At 61.4% G+C, this 19,580-nt stretch carries 7 protein-coding genes and 3 pseudogenes; 3 read left to right on the top strand and 7 right to left on the bottom strand.

All coding sequences use genetic code 11. The annotated features are described in order from the left end of the window. Nucleotides 1-94 precede the first annotated feature (94 nt). On the top strand, nt 95-448 hold the full coding sequence (locus NKI96_RS21135) for a hypothetical protein (RefSeq protein ID WP_352805917.1): 354 nt from the start codon (nt 95-97) through the stop codon (nt 446-448). Nucleotides 449-765: 317 nt separating this feature from the next. On the opposite strand, the pseudogene NKI96_RS21140 reads toward NKI96_RS21135, so the two are convergent. Together NKI96_RS21140 and NKI96_RS21145 are read right to left on the bottom strand one after the other, a co-directional pair. Then, a pseudogene (locus tag NKI96_RS21140) lies at nt 766-1,747 on the bottom strand (IS256 family transposase); the annotation flags it as partial. A 293-nt stretch (nt 1,748-2,040) separates the two neighbouring features. Beyond that, nucleotides 2,041-5,784 (bottom strand): anti-phage protein Upx-like protein, encoded by a 3,744-nt coding sequence (locus tag NKI96_RS21145; RefSeq protein WP_352805919.1) that lies wholly within the window; start codon nt 5,782-5,784, stop codon nt 2,041-2,043. An 86-nt stretch (nt 5,785-5,870) separates the two neighbouring features. On the opposite strand from NKI96_RS21145, the pseudogene NKI96_RS21150 reads away from it, so the two are divergent. Beyond that, nucleotides 5,871-7,425 (top strand): annotated as a pseudogene (locus tag NKI96_RS21150) (hypothetical protein); the annotation flags it as partial. 68 nt (nt 7,426-7,493) lie between these two features. Continuing rightward, nucleotides 7,494-8,485 (top strand): annotated as a pseudogene (locus NKI96_RS21155) (IS481 family transposase). Nucleotides 8,486-8,942: 457 nt separating this feature from the next. On the opposite strand, the gene NKI96_RS21160 reads toward NKI96_RS21155, so the two are convergent. The 5 genes from NKI96_RS21160 to NKI96_RS21180 are packed head-to-tail and all read right to left on the bottom strand — an operon-like array spanning nt 8,943 to nt 19,579. Next, the gene (locus NKI96_RS21160) at nt 8,943-10,349 is read right to left on the bottom strand and encodes a DNA phosphorothioation-associated putative methyltransferase (RefSeq protein ID WP_352805921.1); all 1,407 of its coding nucleotides are present in this window, start codon (nt 10,347-10,349) and stop codon (nt 8,943-8,945) included. Beyond that, nucleotides 10,346-10,813 carry a class I SAM-dependent methyltransferase gene (locus tag NKI96_RS21165; RefSeq protein WP_352805923.1) on the bottom strand — a complete coding sequence of 156 codons (468 nt, stop codon included), beginning with the start codon at nt 10,811-10,813 and terminating at the stop codon, nt 10,346-10,348. The genes NKI96_RS21160 and NKI96_RS21165 overlap by 4 nt, the downstream gene beginning before the upstream one ends. Further along, complete coding sequence (locus tag NKI96_RS21170; RefSeq protein ID WP_352805925.1) at nt 10,814-16,165, bottom strand: FtsK/SpoIIIE domain-containing protein; 5,352 nt, start codon at nt 16,163-16,165, stop codon at nt 10,814-10,816. Continuing rightward, nucleotides 16,152-17,783, bottom strand: coding sequence for a hypothetical protein (locus NKI96_RS21175; protein WP_352805928.1), 1,632 nt, complete (start codon nt 17,781-17,783; stop codon nt 16,152-16,154). Before NKI96_RS21175 ends, NKI96_RS21170 begins: the two co-directional genes overlap by 14 nt. After that, complete coding sequence (locus NKI96_RS21180) at nt 17,783-19,579, bottom strand: hypothetical protein (protein WP_352805930.1); 1,797 nt, start codon at nt 19,577-19,579, stop codon at nt 17,783-17,785. The genes NKI96_RS21175 and NKI96_RS21180 overlap by 1 nt, the downstream gene beginning before the upstream one ends. Nucleotide 19,580: the final 1 nt, after the last annotated feature.

Consider the following 19,580-nt stretch of genomic DNA (forward strand, 5'->3'; position numbering starts at 1 on the left):
TTCTCGTAATTCTTTGTATGCCAGCGACTGCAGCTGGAATTATGTCGGAGGCGTCGGCGGGGTATCCGTCGGCAGCGGAGGCGCCAGCGCTAATGTGGGCGGCAACAGCGGCGCTACGGCTAGCGTATCCCTAGGCGGTTCTGGGGCAAATGCCGGAGCCTCCGTCGGCGGCACTGGCGGAGCGACTGCTTCCATCGGCACCGGCGGCGCCAATGTCGGTGTCGTCACCGGGGTCGGTACCGACGTAAATGTCGGCGTTGGAACCAATCCAGCCGCCAACCCCAGCAACCCGACCGCTTCGAGCAACCCGAATCTGGCTAGCGTTGTCGGCGATATGTCGAACGCCCAGGTCACTCGGATGAAGAAGCGCTGCGTCGATGTGCTTAGCAACGAAGATACCTATGATCGTGACCTGCGCCGGCTCTTCTTGCTGATCTCGCGCCGCTAACCAGCGACCCCTTTCCGACCTGTCGGGCCTGTCGACATGACACTCTCCAGTTCCGACAGTGGAAGGCCCGCCCGCCGAAAGGTTGGGCGGGCTTTTACAGTCAGCGTTTTTCCATCCGCAGCAGGCAGGATGTTTAGGCGCTTTCGCATATGTAAACGTTCACAGTTAAGGCGCTTTCGGCTTGTAGCCAAGTGTGTAAACGCCTTGTTCTTGAACAAAAAATGTGAGAACGCCTAGTGCTTAGGCGAAAAGCGCCTTACCGGGCGGATATCAGAAAGAACATTGTAATGATCTTGCAACCGCCCGAGGCCGCTTCAGTGGAGCTTGGCGCGATGTTCCTTGGGGAAGGTCATGTAGGCCAGCACGTCGGGCTCGGCGTCGTCCATGATTGTCGCCAGCTTCGGCACCTTCGGCCGGATCTGGTCGGCGACGGCGCGCCATTGTACGGACGCGGTCTCGGGCGTTTCCTGGGCGAAAGCGGTGGCGATGAAGGCTGAGACGACCCTGCGGCCGCTCTTGCCGGCATGGGCCAGCACGTTCCTCATGAAGTGGACGCGGCACCTCTGCCATGTCGCGCACAGCACCTTGGTGACGGCCGCCTTGAGGCCTTCGTGAGCATCGCAGACGACGAGCTTAACGCCGCGCAGGCCGCGACGTGTCAGCTTGCGCAGGAACTCTGTCCAGATCGGCTCGGCCTCCGAGGTGCCAATCTCCATGCCCAGTACCTCGCGCCGGCCGTCCGCGTTGACGCCGACGGCGATGATAACGGCGACCGAGACGATCCGCCCAACCGCGGCGGACCTTCAGGTAAGTGGCGTCGATCCACAGGTATGGCCAATCGCCCTCGATCGGCCGCTCGAGGAAGGCCTTCACCTTCCCGTCGATCTCCTCGCAGAGCCGCGAGACCTGGCTTTTGGATATGCCGCTCATACCCATGGCCTTGACCAGGTCGTCAACCGACCGGGTCGAGATGCCTTGCACATAAGCTTCCTGGATGACGGCGGTTAGCGCCTTCTCGGCCATGCGGCGCGGTTCGAGGAAACCTGGGAAGTAGCTTCCCTTCCTGAGCTTCGGGATGCGCAGCTCGACCGTGCCGGCCCGCGTCTCCCAGTCCCGGTCGCGGTAGCCATTGCGCTGGGCGAGCCGCAGCGGGTTCTTCTCGCCATAGCTGGCGCCGGTGCCCGCGCCCACCTCCATTTCCATCAGTCGCTCGGCGGCAAAGCCGATCATCTCCCGCAGCAGATCGGCATCCGGGGTCTTCTCCAGGAGCGTGCGCAGGTTCATCATGTCGTCGGTCATCGGTGGTCCTTCCGAAATGGGTTGGCGTCAACAACCAAACCCTACCGGAAAGCGCCGATGACCACCCACACCCCGCTCGCTGGCTACAGCGCTACTAACGGCGCGCTCGTGAGCGGCTTCGCTACCGCCGAGCTACACCACCTGATGGGACACGACCCCTGCATCGGCCGTTGCGGTCTGCTAATCTAAAGGCCGCTTTTGGCCCGAAGCGGTCAGGGACCCCACACCCGTGGTGCGGCGTAGGGGGCGCTTCCCATCCATAGCGACGTTGGCATGCCTCGGCTGCCGCCGCCTCACGACGAACCGAACTGCTTGGCGAGATCGCGGAAAGTGCAGGTTCGATCTACCAGGGCCGACATCATGTTGGTGAACTGCATGGGTACGATCTTGTCGGTCACGAGCGCGGCTTTCAACTTGATGTCTTCGACAGGGATTTTGGTTATCGACGCCACGGCCGAAAGGTTGGCTCTGAGGAAGTCGACACGATCGAGGTGCTTCTGGATCGGAGTGCGTTTCGTGTGACGGGTGCCCGTGGTGGTGTAATCGGCTAGGCGCTCGCCAATCTCACCGATTGTCCGATCGAGAAGCAGCCTTTTGCATTCGATGGCCCAGACCGTCCCGGTCTTTTTGTCCCAGGCCAGCACGTCCACATCGCCCAGCTCCTTCTTGCCGCCGAACAGCGTCATCAGTTGGTCAGGTTGTGCATCAAGACCAATTTCCTGCAGCTTCGCTGCGACGGAATGGTTGAAGGCATGGCCTAGCTCGTTGACGATCTTGCCGAGCCAGCGATTCACCTCCTTGGTGTCGAACATCTCGGCGCCCAGCCGACCGTCGACAAGACCGAACAGGCGAAAGACGACCTTGGAAATGAGCGCAGAGGCTACGATCACTTCTGGGTCATCGGTCTCGTCGATCTGGATGAGCGGACGCCGCGTCAGCGACAGCTTTCGGTTCATTCGCCAAGGCTGCCAGTCTCGCGCCGACGCGCCTTTCGGATTTCGCTCGCCCCACTCTGCTCGCGGTATCAGCGTGAGAGCGGCAAATGCTCGCTCTGCATCAACGGCGCCGTCCATCTTGCGGAAGAAGTCGAGCAACTCGCTCTTGCGCATGCTGAAACAGGCTTGTCCTACTTCGATCGCCATTTCGGCGAGGCCATGTGAGGTCGCAACGAGATGTTCCAAATCCATCCCGAACTCGGCCCGCATCGCAATCTTAAGGCCCGGATCGATCACCGGCGCCGACGGCAGCGGTGCACCGGGGGCGGGGACGTCGAACGACGTTGCGTACGAGTCAGCGGCGTCGTGGAAGGCTCGGTCGCCCTGGGCAAACATATAGGGCACGTGGGTGTTTTCCCCAAAGCCCCTGTCGAACTGGAAGTCGCCGTTCGGTGCAACGCTGAGTGGGCCTGTGGCTAGCCCATAGAAATGGGCATCACATTGCCCGGCACAGTCCAGCATCGCCGCGACCTCGCCGATCAGGTCATCGAGATCGATGTCGGTGCACTGCCGGCCGCCCGTGGTCGGTGAGGTGCAGATCGCCATCTCGGCCAGTGCACGGCTCGCAACGCCGGCAGCCGATCTTCTGAGTTCGGCCTTGTTGTTCGCGGCCAGTACATCCGCTTGGTCGTCATGGAGTGCCCGTAAGGCGGCGGCGGTCTGCTGCCACTCCCGGCGATCCCTGTCGATCGCCTCGTGGTTCAACAGCGCCCTGACGACGATCGAGCGCCGGTCCAGTTTCTGAAGCTTGTCCTTGATCCGCTCCCAGATTCTCAGCACCGCTGTCTGAAGCCGTGATCCGACATCGCCCGCAAGGACCATCCCTGCCGCATTCGCTCCGGCGTCAAACGCCAGTCCGAGATGAGCCCAGCTACGGTCCTCATCGAACACGAAGCGGGGTGGCGGCAGGTCCAGGTACGATCCGACGATATCCGTTGCGTCGTTAGCGGGAATTGCATGCGCGAAGCGGGCATGAGACGAACCGGTCACCTCCGTGGCGAGGCGGTCGCCCCACTCCGCGTCCTGAGGCGTCCCCGCCAGTTCCGAGGCCGCGAGGGCCATGGAGGCGAGCAACTGCCTCTCTGCGATATTAGTCGCGTCCATGTAGCCACGCAGTGAAGCGACGCCAGATCGGATGGCAATGACGCCGTCAACCAGTTCGAACTGTGGACGCTCTGGCGGAGTTGCATCGCTCATCGCCGCATCGGTCAGCCGATCGATATCGGGAAATTCCAGCTTGAAGTGGATGGGCCGTTCAGGCAGGCCGGGCAGGAACTCCTCGAGCCTCAGAGCGAGCCATACGAGCCAGCGCTGGGCCGCGTCCCAGATTCTCGCTGAGAACGCCCGATATGGTCCATCGACGATGGGTAACTCGACCCACCAAGCGCGGCTTGGGGTTTCCACTACCGCAAGAAACTCGCCGTTGAGGGCGTCAAACGGCGCAACGTATAGCGGCAGGTTGCTGATCTCCCTGAAATACGAGCTCGTGGAGCGCCGCTGTACCTCGACGAACCGACTGACGGTCGGATCAACAACCAGATGATAGTCAAGGGCACTGCGGACTCGGTGGCGCACCGCCGCCGCATAGTGTGTCGTCACCAATGCAAACGCGCCCTTCGACATCTCCGGCCGCACGGGATCGAATCCTTGCGCTTCTAGGTAACCGTAGCGGTTAATGAAGTCGCCGACGCTGTGGATGTCGTAACCCCGTGCGTGCAGCTGTTCCTGCTGAGAGATTATCTTCCACACGCGGTTGGTGTCGAAGTCAGCGTCCCAACTCATCCGCAACGCGTCACCGAGCCCGATACTGACACGGTGCCACTCGGGAGGGCTTTCATCGAAACCCATGGCGACGCGTCGCCCGACACCGCCATGGACGATCAACGTCAAGCCCCGGCGATAATCGGACGAGGCCGCCTGCTGCTTTTCGAGCTGCGAGACGGCCGAGGCGCCGCGATCCAGGTCCTTGTCGTTCATTCCCTGGAGGCCGGTCCCCATCGCCTCCGAAAACTCGTCAGCAACGAGCACAATCAATGCAAAGCCGCCCAGATCGAACTCCGCCTTGACGACTGTCAGCTTCGGTTCGGCCGGCAGAGGGAGAATAGCCTGCTTGGACAACTGCATGTTTTCCGCCAAAATTCCCCGCACGTCCTGCAGTTCGGCCCGGCCGATTTCGGCCTGGAGTTTGGAAAGCGCGCCGGCGGCAGCTGCCTTGTCGAGGATCAGCCGCCGCGCCGCCGCACCGATCGCCGTCGGAAGCATAACCAACCAACCGTCTTCATGTCTCAGCAGGGGAAACCGTTCGAGCGAGCTGTTTGTCAGGGACTCGCTTTCGAGACTTGCCAGGTCATTTGCATCGCCGACGAAAGGCGCGAGGTCGCGGGCGACGAGACCCAGCCCGAATATCTCTTGCAAGCTGAAGCTGACGGCCTTCACCCCGGCCTCGACATTCCCCGGAGCAACTCTAACCCGCGAAACTGGCTGGGAGTCGGCTAGGGTGTATCGCGTCACTCCGGCCTTTTGCGCCATTGCCTCGCCCAGATAGAGCAACGACATCACGGACTGCATCGCCTCGTTCGCCCAAGCCTCCTCGCGTAATGGCAATAGCGCACCCATGATCCGCGCCAGATGGTAGCCGTTATCTTGCCATGCTCCTTCGAGGATCGTGGCGCTACCGGACGATGACGGCACTACCGAACTGAACACGTCCTCGACCGGGTCTTCGCCTGCGCCTATGCCGTCCTTAAGGAGAATCTCGTTCACCCATTCCCTAATCTGCAAGAGCGTGGGCTTCACAGTGCCTTTGCAGTTGAGGACAGCGAGGTGGATGAGCGCCTCGATGCGCAAAGTGGCTGCATGGTTTGCTGGCTGGGTAAGAAGCCCGGCAAGGATTTCAACGACATGGCGCTGGCTGAACTTTGCCAGCCGAGCGCACAGTTTCGCCTGACGCTTCGCTAGTGCGTCCAAGCTAAACATGTCGCCCGCTCGCGCAGCGGCGAACAGGGATGACAGTGCGTCGATCGTGAAACCGTTGGCGGCCATGTTCTAATCCTTCAATACCTCGGCCGGCTGAATCGCCCTGCGCGATGGGACGAGGCCTTTTAGACCTTGCGGGCAGTGCTTTGACGCCGCCCTTCAACACGCGTCGTTCCGAGGAGCAGGAAGAGATCCTGGAATGGGTTCGGCGCGTAATTATCAGCGGGTCAACTGATTACCGGAAATTCCAGGCGGCTGCGTTGAAACAGCGTTATGCCATCCGTTTCCCCGGTATCACCTATGGTCAGTCGGATGCTGCAAATGACGGCTATCGAGTTCGGCGGGAGCAACAGCATGATGATGGTGCCCAGTTCACGGACCCCGACCTGATGTCCGGCGTCATAGACGCGCCGCCTGTGCTTGGCATGGAAATGGCGGATTTGATCCGCTTCAAGATGGCGACGCTTACTGCGTTTGGTTTGCAGCGCAACGGTGTTTGGGGCGAGGAGACCGCATCGCAGAAAGTTGAGCATCTCGGTTTGATGTTCGGTGCGTTGGCCGCGCATCCACGCGGACCAGTACGCGGCTATGGCGTTCCGACGCAGCATTTGACTTTTGGCCTGCTCGTCTTCCCTTCTGTGTGGGACTGGTATGTGCAATGGCGCGAGAGACGTCGCGGGTTCTACACCGCCTGGGAGGTGGACATGCTACGAATTTCTCTCGCGCTCACCCGCAAGGACACGGGCTGGTCAGGCAGCAACCGCATATGGCGTCGTGGATCCGCCCTATTAACGGACTGGTTTCACAGACCGATATTGATCGCGCACGTGGAGACTGGGAGGACGCCTGCGAGGTCTACTTCAAGCACGCCACCTCCCGTGTGAAGGAGATTCAACGGGTCGCGCGTGTACATCGCGATCCTTTTGAACCAATCATGCCCGTGCTAGAGGCCGATAGCCCAGTCGGCGAGTATCGAAAGATCACTGAAGAGATCCTCCGGCTCATGCCAGATGAACGCATTTATCGCCGTCCTGCCGCAGAAGCTGTCCGCTCGTTCCTGATGCTTCGGTTCGGACTGCATCTTGGGTTGCGGCAGAAGAACTTGCGTCAACTGATGGTCAGTGAACGCGGGAGGTTGCCGCGCTCTGAGCGCCAGCTTGCCGACATGAAGCGCGGGGAACTCCGCTGGAGCGAACGTGAAAAGGGCTGGGAGGTGCTTATTCCTTCGGTAGCATTCAACAACGCGAATTCATCTTTTTTGGGAGCAAGCCATTTCGGCTCGTCCTGCCGAACCTGGGTGGTCTATACGAGCACATCGAAGCATATATCGATCGCCACCGCCAAGTGCTGCTTGGAGGGACGGAGGACCCCGGTACCTTTTTCATCAAGACGGTGAAGGCAACCAGCAAGGACGCTTCGTACGATCGAAATACGTTCTATGAGGCATGGCGCCTGGTCATCCAGCGATATGGCATCTACAATCCATATACGCAGCGCGGCGTGATCGCCGGCCTTCTCCCTCATGGGCCGCACAATGTGCGTGACGTTCTGGCGACCCACATACTGAAACAGACCGGTTCATATGAGCAGGCGAGCTACGCGATCCAGGACACGCCCGACATGGTAGCGCACCACTACGGTCGTTTTCTGCCGCAAGACAAAGCCGCACTTGCTGCGCGGATATTGAACCAAGTCTGGCAGGCGGCCTGGGGCATTAGATGTTTGATCCCAGGCTTTGATGGCGCATACTTTTCGTCCGAATCAAAGGATGCGCTATGGGCCAGGTTCTTCATGGGAGCGCCACGACGACAGAGGCGATCCGTCGAGCGATACAGCATAGTCAAGAGAGCCTGAGGGCGCTGGCGAAGCGCTACGGCATCAATCAGAAGACGGTTAGGAAGTGGAGGAACCGGACGTCGGCCGCCGATCTTTCGACTGGCCCCAGAGATCCGAAGTCGACAGTGCTATCGACTGAGGAAGAGGCGGTCATCGTCGCCTTTCGGCGTTATAGCTGCTGCCACTGGACGATTGCCTCTATGCTCTCCAACCGACGATCCCGCATCTGTCGCGGTCATCCTTGCATCGCTGCCTGCAGCGTCACGGGATAGGCAGGTTGCCGGATGTCGAGGGCGACAAGCCGGCAAGGAAGAAGTTCAAGGCCTATCCAATCGGCTACTTCCATATCGACGTCGCCGAGGTCCGAACCGAGCAGGGCAAGCTGCATATGTTCGTGGCCATAGATCGGACCTCGAAGTTCGCTTTCGTCGAGCTGCACGAGAAGGCAACGACAGCGGTCTCCGCCGATTTCCTGCGCCATCTTCTTGATGCTGTCCCTTACAAGATCCACACAGTGCTTACCGACAACGGCATTCAGATCACGACCCCAGGTGCCGGCGGCTCGGCCGTTCCGCTGATCAAGGAAGCCATGGCGGCGGGAGAAATCATATGGGCGCACGCCTTCGAACATACTTGCGCCAAGGCCGATATCGACCACCGAACGACAAAGCCAAGGCACCCATGGACCAACGGCCAGGTCGAACGCATGAACCGCACGATCAAGGATGCGACCGTCAAACGCTTCTACTACGAGAGCCATGACCAACTGCGCCAGCATCTCGCCGATTTCGTCTTAGCCTATAATTTCGGCCGTCGACTGAAGACCCTCAAGGGCCTCACGCCCTTTGAATACATCTGCAAAATCTGGACAAAAGAGCCCGAACGATTCAGGCTCGATCCAACCCATCAAACCTTGGGACTAAACAATTAGACTAGTCTGAAAGAATAATTCCGCACTGGAACCGTTGTCGGAAAACACGGAGTTTCCTTGGAACGACCGGTGCAGGGTTTCGGCACACATGGGGTAGCAGGGCGACGGATACGATGCTGGACGGGGACCAACGACGCGTAACCGATTTCGCTCGTAAGGGTGTCACCTTAAGGTTTCGGCCGGGGGCTACAACGTCGCAACCGCTATCGTTACCCAGATCCTACATGGTCAGCGTCAGACCATGTTCCGTCACTTCGGAGCATATCCTGCCGTGACGGCGAAGAAGTAGCAGCCGACCCTTCCAGATCGGCCGGTTAGAAACGGACAATGCCCAGGATATTTGGTCGTAAGGCCTGCTTCTACCACACTCGTGTGCGAGGGGCTTAAGCGCACGTGGGAGAAGTGTCGCAGACTTTGATAATAATAGCGCGACTTTGCACAGTAAGGCGCCCCGAAGTCACATTCGGACTAGCACTCGATCTTCGTCGTAACCGCCCGATTTGCGCCGATCCGCTTCGGCCGACCGCTGCCGCGACAGAGGGGCCATCCCGAAGACGTCCGCTTTGCGGACCAACAAGCGGGGGTCGTCGCGGATTATCACGTCCTGCCGCTTCAGGTCGATCATGATCGACGTGCTCGTCTCAGGAAACGGCTGGCGCTTGGCCGTGAGAGAAAAGAGTGTCGTGCGACGGCGCAATGGGTCTAGTCGGACGATATGCTCGTGGTCGATGTCACCCGAAAGGTGCACCGCGCACCCCACGTAGCACCTGAGCACACCCTCCAGGTCAACGACGCGTCCGCTGTCGATAACCAGGCGACCATCCTCGTCGATCGCCCCGAGGCCGTTATCAGCGGCGCGGCGCATGGCGGCTGCGGTCCGCTGTGGATCCGCAAGAGCATGAAGGTATTCGAGCGTCTGCTCGGCAAATTGCTGCTGACTGCCGAAGTGATGGCGGATGTCCCGCACCATTGACGGGCTAAGACGGGAGGCCGATCGTGAGCGGTTAAGGAGATTCAGCGCCTGGTGGACCAGCAAGTCCTCACGGCGGTCGGCTGCCGCCCGTTCGAACAGCCGCTCGTCGATGCGAGTACCCTGGCTGACGTCTTGCGCTCTCGCGAATGAGACGCGCTCCGCCGCAAGCAGATCATGCACATCGGACGGCACTTCGTCGGGATGAGGCAGCCGCCCGCGCTGCAGCGCGAACTTGGCTATCGCGTCGATCGCATTCGCTATCCTATCGGGAAGATCGGGTTTGGCGCTTAACACTTTTGCTCGAAGGTCGGTCCGGTATTTGCTCGTGGATGTCCGCCGCCCACGACGTCGTTCTAGCAGGAAGTCCTGCTCGTCCTCAGGCGAGCGGAACAGCGCGAAGATGCCAGGCGCCAGGGCGATCGGGTCGACACCGGCGGTTTGGGACAGAACCACCTTGAATTCAGACTGCTCAAAGTACTTCTGGAAGGTGCCGCGGGCGGTCAGGTAGCCATCCCCAAATCGCCGTAGGCCGTCCACCGGTGCTGCACCGACGATCAGAACCGAGACGAGCAATACACGGCGAGCGAGCTCCCACGCCGCTTTGAGGGCGACCACCCGCTCGGCCGGATCCTCGATCACGTTCAGGACGAAGCCGAGGTTGACGATCTCGGCATCCTGCAGGCTTATGCCGGGCGCGAAGTGGGGATCCCATCCGGTGGCTTCCACGCCCGCTACCGCGAGCGCCCGAAGGTCGTCGCCCTGCCCGCACCCATAGTCGAACACCGTGACGCCTGGCCGGATGAGGCCGTGCCGCACGGCGAGGGACATAGGCTGCGACAACGTGTGCCGTACCATCGCGGTGCGATGACGATGGACGGTCGCGCTGGTCATGCGGGCACTACCTCATCCCCAACGACGGCGAGGCCCGCCTGAGCGAGCCGCTCAGTCCACGCCTTGTGTCGCCCGATGGCATGGCTGTCCTTGAACATGCCCTTCGCCACGAGTTTCCGAGTCCTCTCGGTCCACCGGGCCACCCGCGGATCGTGCGACATCAGCAACTGCTCCTTGCGATGGAGCACCAGCGGATTGTTAGATCGGCTGAAGTCTGTCCGAGTGTGACGGCCTGTTGCAAGGTCCACGCGCGTCGAAGCGATCAGACACGGGAATGCGGCGATGTCGAAGTCCTCATACTCGAGCAGTCCGACGATATCCCTTTCGACCCGGGCAACATTCCACCGTGGCGGACATGCTGCCGCAACCGCTTGGTCGACCTTCGCCCGCGTTTCTTCCGCCAGACCGTCGATCGCCTCGCGGTGGACGTATAGCGCGCCACGGACGAACTTTCCGAGCGCCATCTACCCCCCCGCTTCCTGGCGCGCCTCCAGCCACGTCGCGATTACGGCGTCAGCCAGCTCCTCAACCTCGTCGTCGCCGATAAACGGAACCTGCAGATAGATCTTGTCGTCGGTGTCGAGCTTGGCGATCAGATGCCCCTTGCCGAGCAAGCGGTCAGCACCTGCCTCGCCAAGGGCGATCCGCGAACTTCCCTCGTCGCCTAGGCGTAGGATCATCTTATTGCCAAGGTTCGTCCTCAGTTGCATAGTCATGACGTGGTTGTCGGCCCTCTGATATACCATGAAGAGATGGAAACCGGCGGCACGGGACTTGGTCGCGATTTTGTTAATCAGGCCATCGACCACCTTCTTGAAATCGTCGTCCTGCATCCAGTTGGCGACTTCGTCGAAGAATATTACTATGCGGGGCATCCGCCGGCCGGGAGGCATCTTGCGGTTGTACTGATCAATGTTCCGGCAGTTCTCCCGGCTAATCTCGTCGTACCGCCGGTCCATGTCGCCGACCAGCTGTTCGAGCAGCCGCATCGCCTCCTCTTGGTCGTCGATGATTCCGCCCTTGAGGTGCGGCAGGCGACGGGCCCAAGCGTAGTCGACGCCGCGCTTGGGATCGATCAGATGCATCTCCAGCTCGCCCGGGCTGTTGAGCGCACAAAGATCGAGCATCAGGTTAGTGACGAGGATACCCTTGCCGCTCCCGGTTGTGCCCGAAATTAGGCTGTGGGGGGCCGCACGTTCCTGCGCGATATAGGAGCTGGCCAGCGGCAGGTAGCAGAGTGTGCCGTCATCCTCCTTCTCACCGAGCAGCGGCGAGGTGCGTTGAGCTTCGACCGGATCCGCCGCGCGCCTAAGCCAAGCATCGGCAAGGTGCAGAATCGCGCGTGCCGGCCGGCGCAGTCCAATGGCGATCTGACCCGGCATGGGCGATATGCGGACGATGTCGAGGCCGTAGCGCGTGAGCAGATCTGTGCGCTTCCGCTCAAGCCAGGCCACCGTCAGGGTACGGCCACCCACGTACACAAGGCCGGTATTAGGAGTGAGCCGCTGACCCATGACTGGTGCGTCCATACCCTCAGCCTGCAGTGCCGCCCGCAGCGCGTCGATCTGCCCGGTCAGCCAAGTGCGGCCTTCCGCCTCGTCGCCAGTGTTGCGCAGACGGTCAAGGACTTTCATGATCTGCAGGCTCCAGGGGCCAGCAGCGGCGCGCGGCTCGTCCGCGACTTTGACATCGTCCGACCCGGCGGTTGCTGCATCGCTCGTCGGCGAAGGCTTGTTTGGTTCAGGTTCGGGCGTTGGTGGCGGCGGTGCATCGCCCGACGGCCTATTTCTACCATGGCTCGAGTTACCTTGCGGCGTCGAAGCCACCTTCGATTCGCCAGCTTCGGCTCCCGCGTTCGGCTGAGGCCAGCCGGCAGGTACGTGAATCATTGCGGGCAGCGTGTCGTTCGCGAGGCCCCGAAGAGCCTCAGCCGTCTCTGCTCTGGAGAACACCCACTGAGCTAGACGTCGGCGTTCCGCAATCATTTTCGCCTCGTCGGGTAGATGGGGCATCGTCTCGAAGACGGTGTCGAGCTCGTGGCTGAACACCATCGAATACCCGTCGACTGAGATAGGGAACGTGCCCTCTCGCAACCCCTCAAGCCATCGGTCCTGTCCGATCCCGCCGACCTGGTCGAACGGTTCCATATGCTCAAGGACCATGTCCGCGAGCCGGTGCCGCCATATGGCGGGATCTAGATTGGCGGAACCGCCGAGCAGGCGATGGTTGAGCGCCGTCCACGTCGCTTCGAGCTGGCTGGCCGAACGCTTCCGGTGGTCGGAGATGCCGTCCTGGCCGACATACTTGGCCTCGGCAACCACAACGCGAATCTCTGGTCCATTCGCACCGACGGCTAAGTCGATTGCGAGGATGTCGGCCATCTCGCCAGTCAAATCCAGCCACTCCCGGTAGTCGTCAAGGAAGAACCACGCGGTCCTGTTCTCGCGATCCACGCGGAGCAGGCGGTCGAGCTCGCGCTGGGAGAGCACGAGGCCGAGGAGTTCGTGCGCGTAGTTAGCCCACTGCGCGCCACGCATCACCACACCGCCCGAGAGCTGTGCCGCGCGTGTGAACAGCTCGTGGCGAAGAGCCGACAACGTGTCTGAGTCCAGCCCTTGGAGCAGGACGCCGACGTCCGTGTCGATGCAGTCGCCGAGTTCGCGCTCGGTGATCTCGGTCGACACGATGACGTTGTGCGTCGATCCCGGCACGCTGAAGTAGCGGATGATGCGGCGTTCGTCGGTGGCGATCAGTCGCCGATCCGCGACGCGGTCGAAGGTCATCACCCAGTTGCCCAGCTTGTGGGCCTTAGCAAGGATCTGGCTGACCTCTCCCGCCTTGAACTCGACTTCCTGGACGGGCAGCCAGGGTTCCAGGTTGGTCGCCACGTCCCGCATCATGATTGTGCGTAGCGCGTCGACGTATATCCGGCCAGCGAGTGGCTGCCTCGGCGCGGTGAGGTACAATGCGGAAGTAGTGTTCCCTTTCCGAAACGGACGCCGCTTCGAGCGAGCCGTCGGGACGAAGGTGGCGATTTCCTCATTGGTGCCGTCGTCGAACCCCTTCGTCCAGCGCACCTTGCTGCTCCGCGCGATCACGTCCTGCAGTACGACGACGTCGTTCGCCTTCTGGCTTTCCTGCGCGAGCGTCTCGGGGCTAAAGATTCCCACGCGCAGGCGCGACAGAAAGTTACGGGCTGCCTCGCTGGCGAGGCTGGTGTCGATCTCGTGGCTTATGCGGCGGTTCTGCCGCTCGTAAACCTGGCGCAGTCTAATGGGGTCGTCATCAGTTACCACGAGTTCGCATCTGATCTCGCTATCGTCCTCGACGCGCCTCGACAGCCCGTTGGCCATGGCGAGCGGAAGGTTCTCGGAATCGGCGTTGAGAATCACCACCGAGAAGTTTGCGCGCTCATGTGGGCGAAGCTTGAGGTATTCGTCGGCAACGCGGTCGAACGCCGCGATAGCCGCATCTGCAGGTTCGTTGGTAACACCGTGCTGCGTGCCGCCAGAGATCGGCTCCAGCAAACTATAGCCCATGATCGTCTGGGTCTCGGCGATAAGCTGAGCATCGAGGCCGGGCAACAAGGCAATGTCGCCATAGTATGTGCGGCCGAGCGTTGCGATCCGGTCACCGACGAAATCCTCAATCCCGCTCCGCTGTTTGGGATCGCTCATAACGACTGCGGTCATAGCGTCTGCCAGCTGGCGGGCCTTGGCGCCAATCTCAGCGAGCCGCAGCGGGTGCCAGGCAGTCAGGATGGCCGATGGCGTCTCGCCCTCGACGGTGATGAGCCCGATGCTCACCAGCGGCGAGAGAAGGTCCCGGATGCATAGCTCCTGCGGCGCGATGGTCATGACGCTTCGTAGCAGGTCGCCATAGAGTTCGGCTTGGAGCAGTATCTCGTCGGCCCCGATGCCGGTGCCACGCAGTAATGCATCCAGCGCGGCGCCGTAGGATGCCACGAACGCGTCGTATGCGGAACGAAGTTCCTGCCCTTGATCTGGGGTGATTACACCCTGATCGACGATGGAAGCGAGTGACCTAGGCCAGGTGACGTCGATCCGGTTCTCCTCGCGCCCGGGGTTTGCGAGCAGGCCTTCACTCTGTTGAAACGCGTCCGATACGGAACTTCGCTGCGCGAGGTCCACTGTGCTTGGCGCTGCGCTGCGGCTTGCCCGGTTCTGGTGGATGCGCCCGGAGATCAGATGGGTCGGCTGCGCTGCGTCTTGCTGGCGGATCTGACGCAGGTCGATCGAGAGCGAGAGGCCGAGCGCCTCGGCATGCGGCTTCCAGATCATCTGCGCGCGATTGGCGTGCGGCTTGCTCGATCTGTCCTTCAGGACGGCCTCAAGCTCTACGGGGGTGACGAAGAAGGCTTCGAACTCGAGCTCGGTCGCAGCCTTTCCACTACTCGTGTTCTCCTCTGCGACGTTCTGCTCCCAGCCGTCCTCCCAGCATCGCCCGAAGTCGAGGACGGTGTGCGGTGCGAGCAGTTGGAGGAGCCCGCGGTAGCGGTCTCGCAGATAGCGCAGAATGCGCGTGTTCTTTTCCGATGCCCAGAAGTCCATCTTCTCCGCGTTCCGGAGTCTGATGAACAAGACGCGTGTGACATCGTCACCATCGGCGTCATCCGTCTCAGGGAAGGCGCGATGCGCGAGGCGCAGCATACCTTCCCCGAGGTCTCTCGTCTCGATCGGAGCGCGGAAAACCATTCGCTCCCACCGTTTGTAGAGCTTCGGATCCGTTTGAAGCCGTGGACGATGCCTAGCGAAGAAGTCATCCACCAACTCGGAAGGCTTGAGATTTTCCTTCGCGAGATCCGCGAGCAGCTCGTCCTCCGCTGCCTTCAGGGTCCCCGGATACTGACGATCAAAGAACGACTTCGTCTCGCCACCGAACGATTGCTTCGGCTTGCGCTTTGCGTCGCTGAAGAATGGCTCAATGCGATCCCATCCGAGTTCGGAAACCGCTTGCTGGCTCGGGGTCCACTGACCGTCATGGACGCCTCGATCTGCGACGAGTGCCTGCAGCTTGTCGTGCAAATCGTCGTTGAGGCTACCATCGCTCTTCATGTCCGCCAGGCGCTGGCGCAGCTCGCCCCTGTTGAGCGGATCGCCGTCCTTCGCGCGCAGGTAAATCGCCGGCTGCGCATCTTCGACAATCTTGCGGAAAAAGCGCGCTGCAGTCTCTGGAGATTCCGTAATCTTCATACGCGGATCGCCACTGTCGCGCGGAAGCCGCAGTGCGGGTAGCGCTGCGCGGACGGCGTTCTCGGGCGCGAGGCCCTTGTCAATTAAGTAGAAGACGACGCTGGACACGAAGTTGCCGATGGTTTCTGCGTCGTGTGCGACGAACGCGCCGAGCACGCCGTCCAGCACGTTGGTGAACTTATTACGGATTTCGTCAGAACTATGCTTCAGAGCCTCCGCCGACCAGATCGCAGAATTCTGCAGGAGCCACGCCTCATCGATCTTCGAGTTGTGCGCGAGCGTCGGCTCGGTCGCCTTCACCATATCCGGCGGAACGGTGCAAACGGTGAGCTTAATTCCCGGGGTGGCATGGTTCCGGTGCCACGGCGCTGTCTGGTCGGAGACGATCGCAGGGGATATGTCGCCGACCGCGAGTTGAGGATGGACGAAGACCTCGACCCCACCACCGTGCGCGGCGGCGTCCTTCGCTACGCTCTTCGCGATGGCGCTCGTAATCGCGGCGTCCATTCCGATGATGCAGTAGAACGCCCTGCCGTTCGACGAATCCCGCACCTCGGAGAGACGGCGTGCCGCGACCTGCCCGATCAGTTCAAGCGTAGACAAGTTGTGCTGCTCCGCTGGTCGTCGTGGCGTTGTGGAATGGGTTAATGACGAAGGCGCAGTCGTCGGACTTCCGATCAAGAAAGCCGAGCACGCGGAGCCGGTCCTCGAGCCGTCGCTCGTTTTCCTTCAAATCTGCAAGCGGCGCTGGAAGGGCGCTTGTCTTCACGTTGAAGGCTATGCGCACCTCTTCCGGGCCGACGACAATATTATATCTCGTCATCAAGCGGTGGAGAAAGTCGCCGAACTCCATCGGTGTCGTGATGTTGGCCAGCACCAGTGCCTCGAGAAACGCGTCGCTAGGCGCATACCAAGTGCCCGAGCTGCGTTGCGCCCTTAGCATCCCGATGTGCTTCGCGTGGTTCGAGAAGGTGGAGGTGATCGAATGCCCCTTGCTGTTCTGTGCCTGTGTGCGCAGCTCCGCGAGCTGTTCCTCGGGCGGCGGCATCCAGTCCGGATTGGGTGATCGGCTAGGCTTCCACCGGAAGCGCGTGGCGAGGAGGTCCATCGCTTCCTTCCCGCCAGCCGCACTGGCCAGGACGGCGCTCCAGTGATCGGAATCCGCAAAGGCGTCGATGAATGCGCCGATCGCCTCGATCTGCATCGACCGATGGCGCTTGAACTGGTTGGCGGAAAGCTTGCGTATGGGGTTGTTGCCGGGCGCCCCGAGAAGGTCAAGGAAAAACGGCGGTACCGGGACGTTGTCGCCGATGGTCTCCTGGGCGCGTTCCAGGATGTAGAGGATCTGCATCAGCCCGCTAACGCGCTCCAGCGGATCGAGCAGGCTCTCGACCGGGATGTTCCGCAGCGACAGCAGGGCGATCCAATCCTGAGCAAGACGGTCGTAGCTTGAGGCGCTGGACATCGGAAGATATCCGATGTGCGTGTCCCCAACCGAGGCCGTGGTCGGTCCTCCGATACGGCGCGCCAGTCGGTTCCAGGGGCTTCCAGAGTTGAGCAGGCGCGTCTCGATCAGACGGCCGAGCTCGTCTCGCAGCGATGCGCGGTTAAGCATCAAGTACAACATCTCGCCGGTGCGCCGCATAAACTTACGGTCAAGCGAATTCTTGTCGTTGACGTCCGCGAACAGCATGTCGGGGCCGAGCGGTAGGATGTGCCGTGACGTCCACCGCTTCGCCGACTGGGCCTCAATCTCAGCGGTACGCAGGAGCTCGACCGACCGCGCCATCTCGCCAAACGTGTCAAACTCATCCTGAAGATACCCGAGCTCGAGGCCTGTATAGTCTCGGCTGACTGTCTCTAGCCATCCATGCCAGCGCGCCTTCTCATCGACCGACTGGCCGTTGGCGATGCGGATCACCTCGCGATCGCGGAACAGCATGTGCCTAAGCTCGTTGTTAAGCCGGAGTCTGTAGGTGATGGCCTCGTGCTCTGCCGACGTAACAGAAGCTACGGCCGTAAACACGGGGTCACCCTGTCCCTTGCGGTGGAAGCAGATATGCAGCGCCTCGACCACCGTGAGCCAGGGCGATTGGTCATCATAGAACAGCAGGCCCCAGATCGCGTACTCGCACCATAGCTTCACGCTGGAGAGGTTCTGGGTCTCAGGCACCCGAACGGCGCCTTCGGCGAGCTGCAGGAGCTGATTCCGAGTTGTCATCAGATTTCGATTCTGTTGGCCTGAACTTCGCCCTGGGAACCGAGCGACAGCATGCGCACGACCTCTGGGCTGGGTTCGTCTTCGACATGCATCGCGCGGATAGCAGCGGTAGCCACCAGCGCGTAGTGGCGTATCTCCTGATGACATTGCCGGGAGAAGCTCGCGGGCAAGCTGCCGTTCGCCACGCGCATCAAGTACTCGAACAGAAGGGGTCGCAGATCCAGCTGCGGCATCTTCGACTGCTCCCAGAGCTTGGGGACAGCGACGCCGAGGGAAGGCCTTAAGGTGACTGGATCGCGTGACAGCTTGACCGAGAGGTTGGTGGAGGAGGTGCGGTCGACCGCCTCGACCGTCGCGACGCGCCCGGACGGATCGTCCGTCTTGCCGATCGTGCCGGACAGCCAAAGGTGGTTGTCGTCCGACGCCATCATGCCCGTGAGCGCTCGGTTGAGCCCACGCACCAGGTGACGGGTGAACACGTCGGTGATGTCCCGTCCTGCATTGGCCTCAAGGGCGTCCAGCAGCCCAAGATACTCTCCACCATGATGGAAGATCGTGAGCCGCCAAGGTGTCGCCGCCTCGAAGTTCGAGTGGTCGGGAAACAAGAAGAACGCACGTCGGCGCTGCGCCTCGAGGCCGCGGCGGAAGTTTCGGATCGCCACATCGCCACCACCCCCACCGAGATACTCTCGCCGAAGAGGGTCGAACAGGTTCGAGCCGTACGTCGGCTCCTGCCCGAATAGGGTAGCGTAGAGCTGCTTAGGCTCGCGCTGGACGAGCATCGCGTCCACCAGGTTGTTGGTCTCAAACCCGACGCCGAGGACCTCGAAGATTCCAAACACGCGGTTCGCACGGCGCCGGTCATCCCGCAGGTTGCGACCCATCGCGTTGTTGTATGGGTTGGTGCTGCCATAGTCACACGCTGCAGCGCGCTTTTTTGCGGTAGCGCAGTCTAGCAGTGGGCGATCGGCGTTCTTCGCGTCGCCGAGGATGATGTTCACGACGAGAGTCAGCAACTGCCGAATCGGCACATGCTGATCGTTGGCCGCAGCTAAACGGAGGGACTCGCGTAGCCTGCGGCGGAACGAGGACGGCACCCCTTTGGAAGCCATCAGCAGCGATCGGTTAAGCTGAATGGGACAGGGGTTGTTGCCCGTAGCGACTGCACATCCGGAGCAGGTGCTATCCCAGTCGGGATGGTCTAGGACGGCGTCGAAGATGGCGTCTACGGTCGCGCTGCTCCACGTCCTGCTGAGGTTCATGAGCCGCAGCGATACGCCACTGGCGGTCTCGCTCTCCGCCCGCAGCATTTCGGTTATGTGTTCATGCAGCATGCGATAGCGTCCTGCCTCGGGCCCACCGGCCCGCGCGGCGTCGCGGAAGTACTTCAGCAACTGCCCGTCGTTCGCGGCCACTAGATACAGGCGCTCGTCGGCTTCTCCGAGAAGGGAGCCAGCGAAGCTCGCGAGCTCGGCAACCTTCTCGCTATCCGATATCTCGCTCAGGTCGCGGATGACGCGGAGTTCCCTGCCTTCAGGCGTCGTGATCCGAAGCACCCCCTCAGCTCCAGGCCAGCCAGTCAGCGCGGCTGGGTAGTGGTCCTCGAGGTATCGCCGAATGTGGTAGGTCTTCCCGTCCCCGGCCGTTCCTGTGAGGATGACGTTCCTTGCACCGTCGCCGGCAAGCTCCGCAGCGATGTCTTGAAGGCGGGGAGCCTGCGTGCTGATGCTGGCGATGCCGTACTCGCCCTCGGCCAGCCGCACGTTCTCGTCGCACAGGGTGTCGGACGTGGCCACG

Source organism: Mesorhizobium sp. M0292 (assembly GCF_040321695.1).
Taxonomy (GTDB): Bacteria; Pseudomonadota; Alphaproteobacteria; order Rhizobiales; family Rhizobiaceae; genus Mesorhizobium.

Bases quoted from the DNA above. Each gene is read 5' to 3' on its own strand.
- NKI96_RS21145 (WP_352805919.1), bottom strand. From the start codon at position 5,784: ATGGCCGCCAACGGTTTCACGATCGACGCACTGTCATCCCTGTTCGCC.
- NKI96_RS21160 (WP_352805921.1), bottom strand. From the start codon at position 10,349: ATGACCAGCGCGACCGTCCATCGTCATCGCACCGCGATGGTACGGCAC.
- NKI96_RS21165 (WP_352805923.1), bottom strand. From the start codon at position 10,813: ATGGCGCTCGGAAAGTTCGTCCGTGGCGCGCTATACGTCCACCGCGAG.
- NKI96_RS21175 (WP_352805928.1), bottom strand. From the start codon at position 17,783: ATGACAACTCGGAATCAGCTCCTGCAGCTCGCCGAAGGCGCCGTTCGG.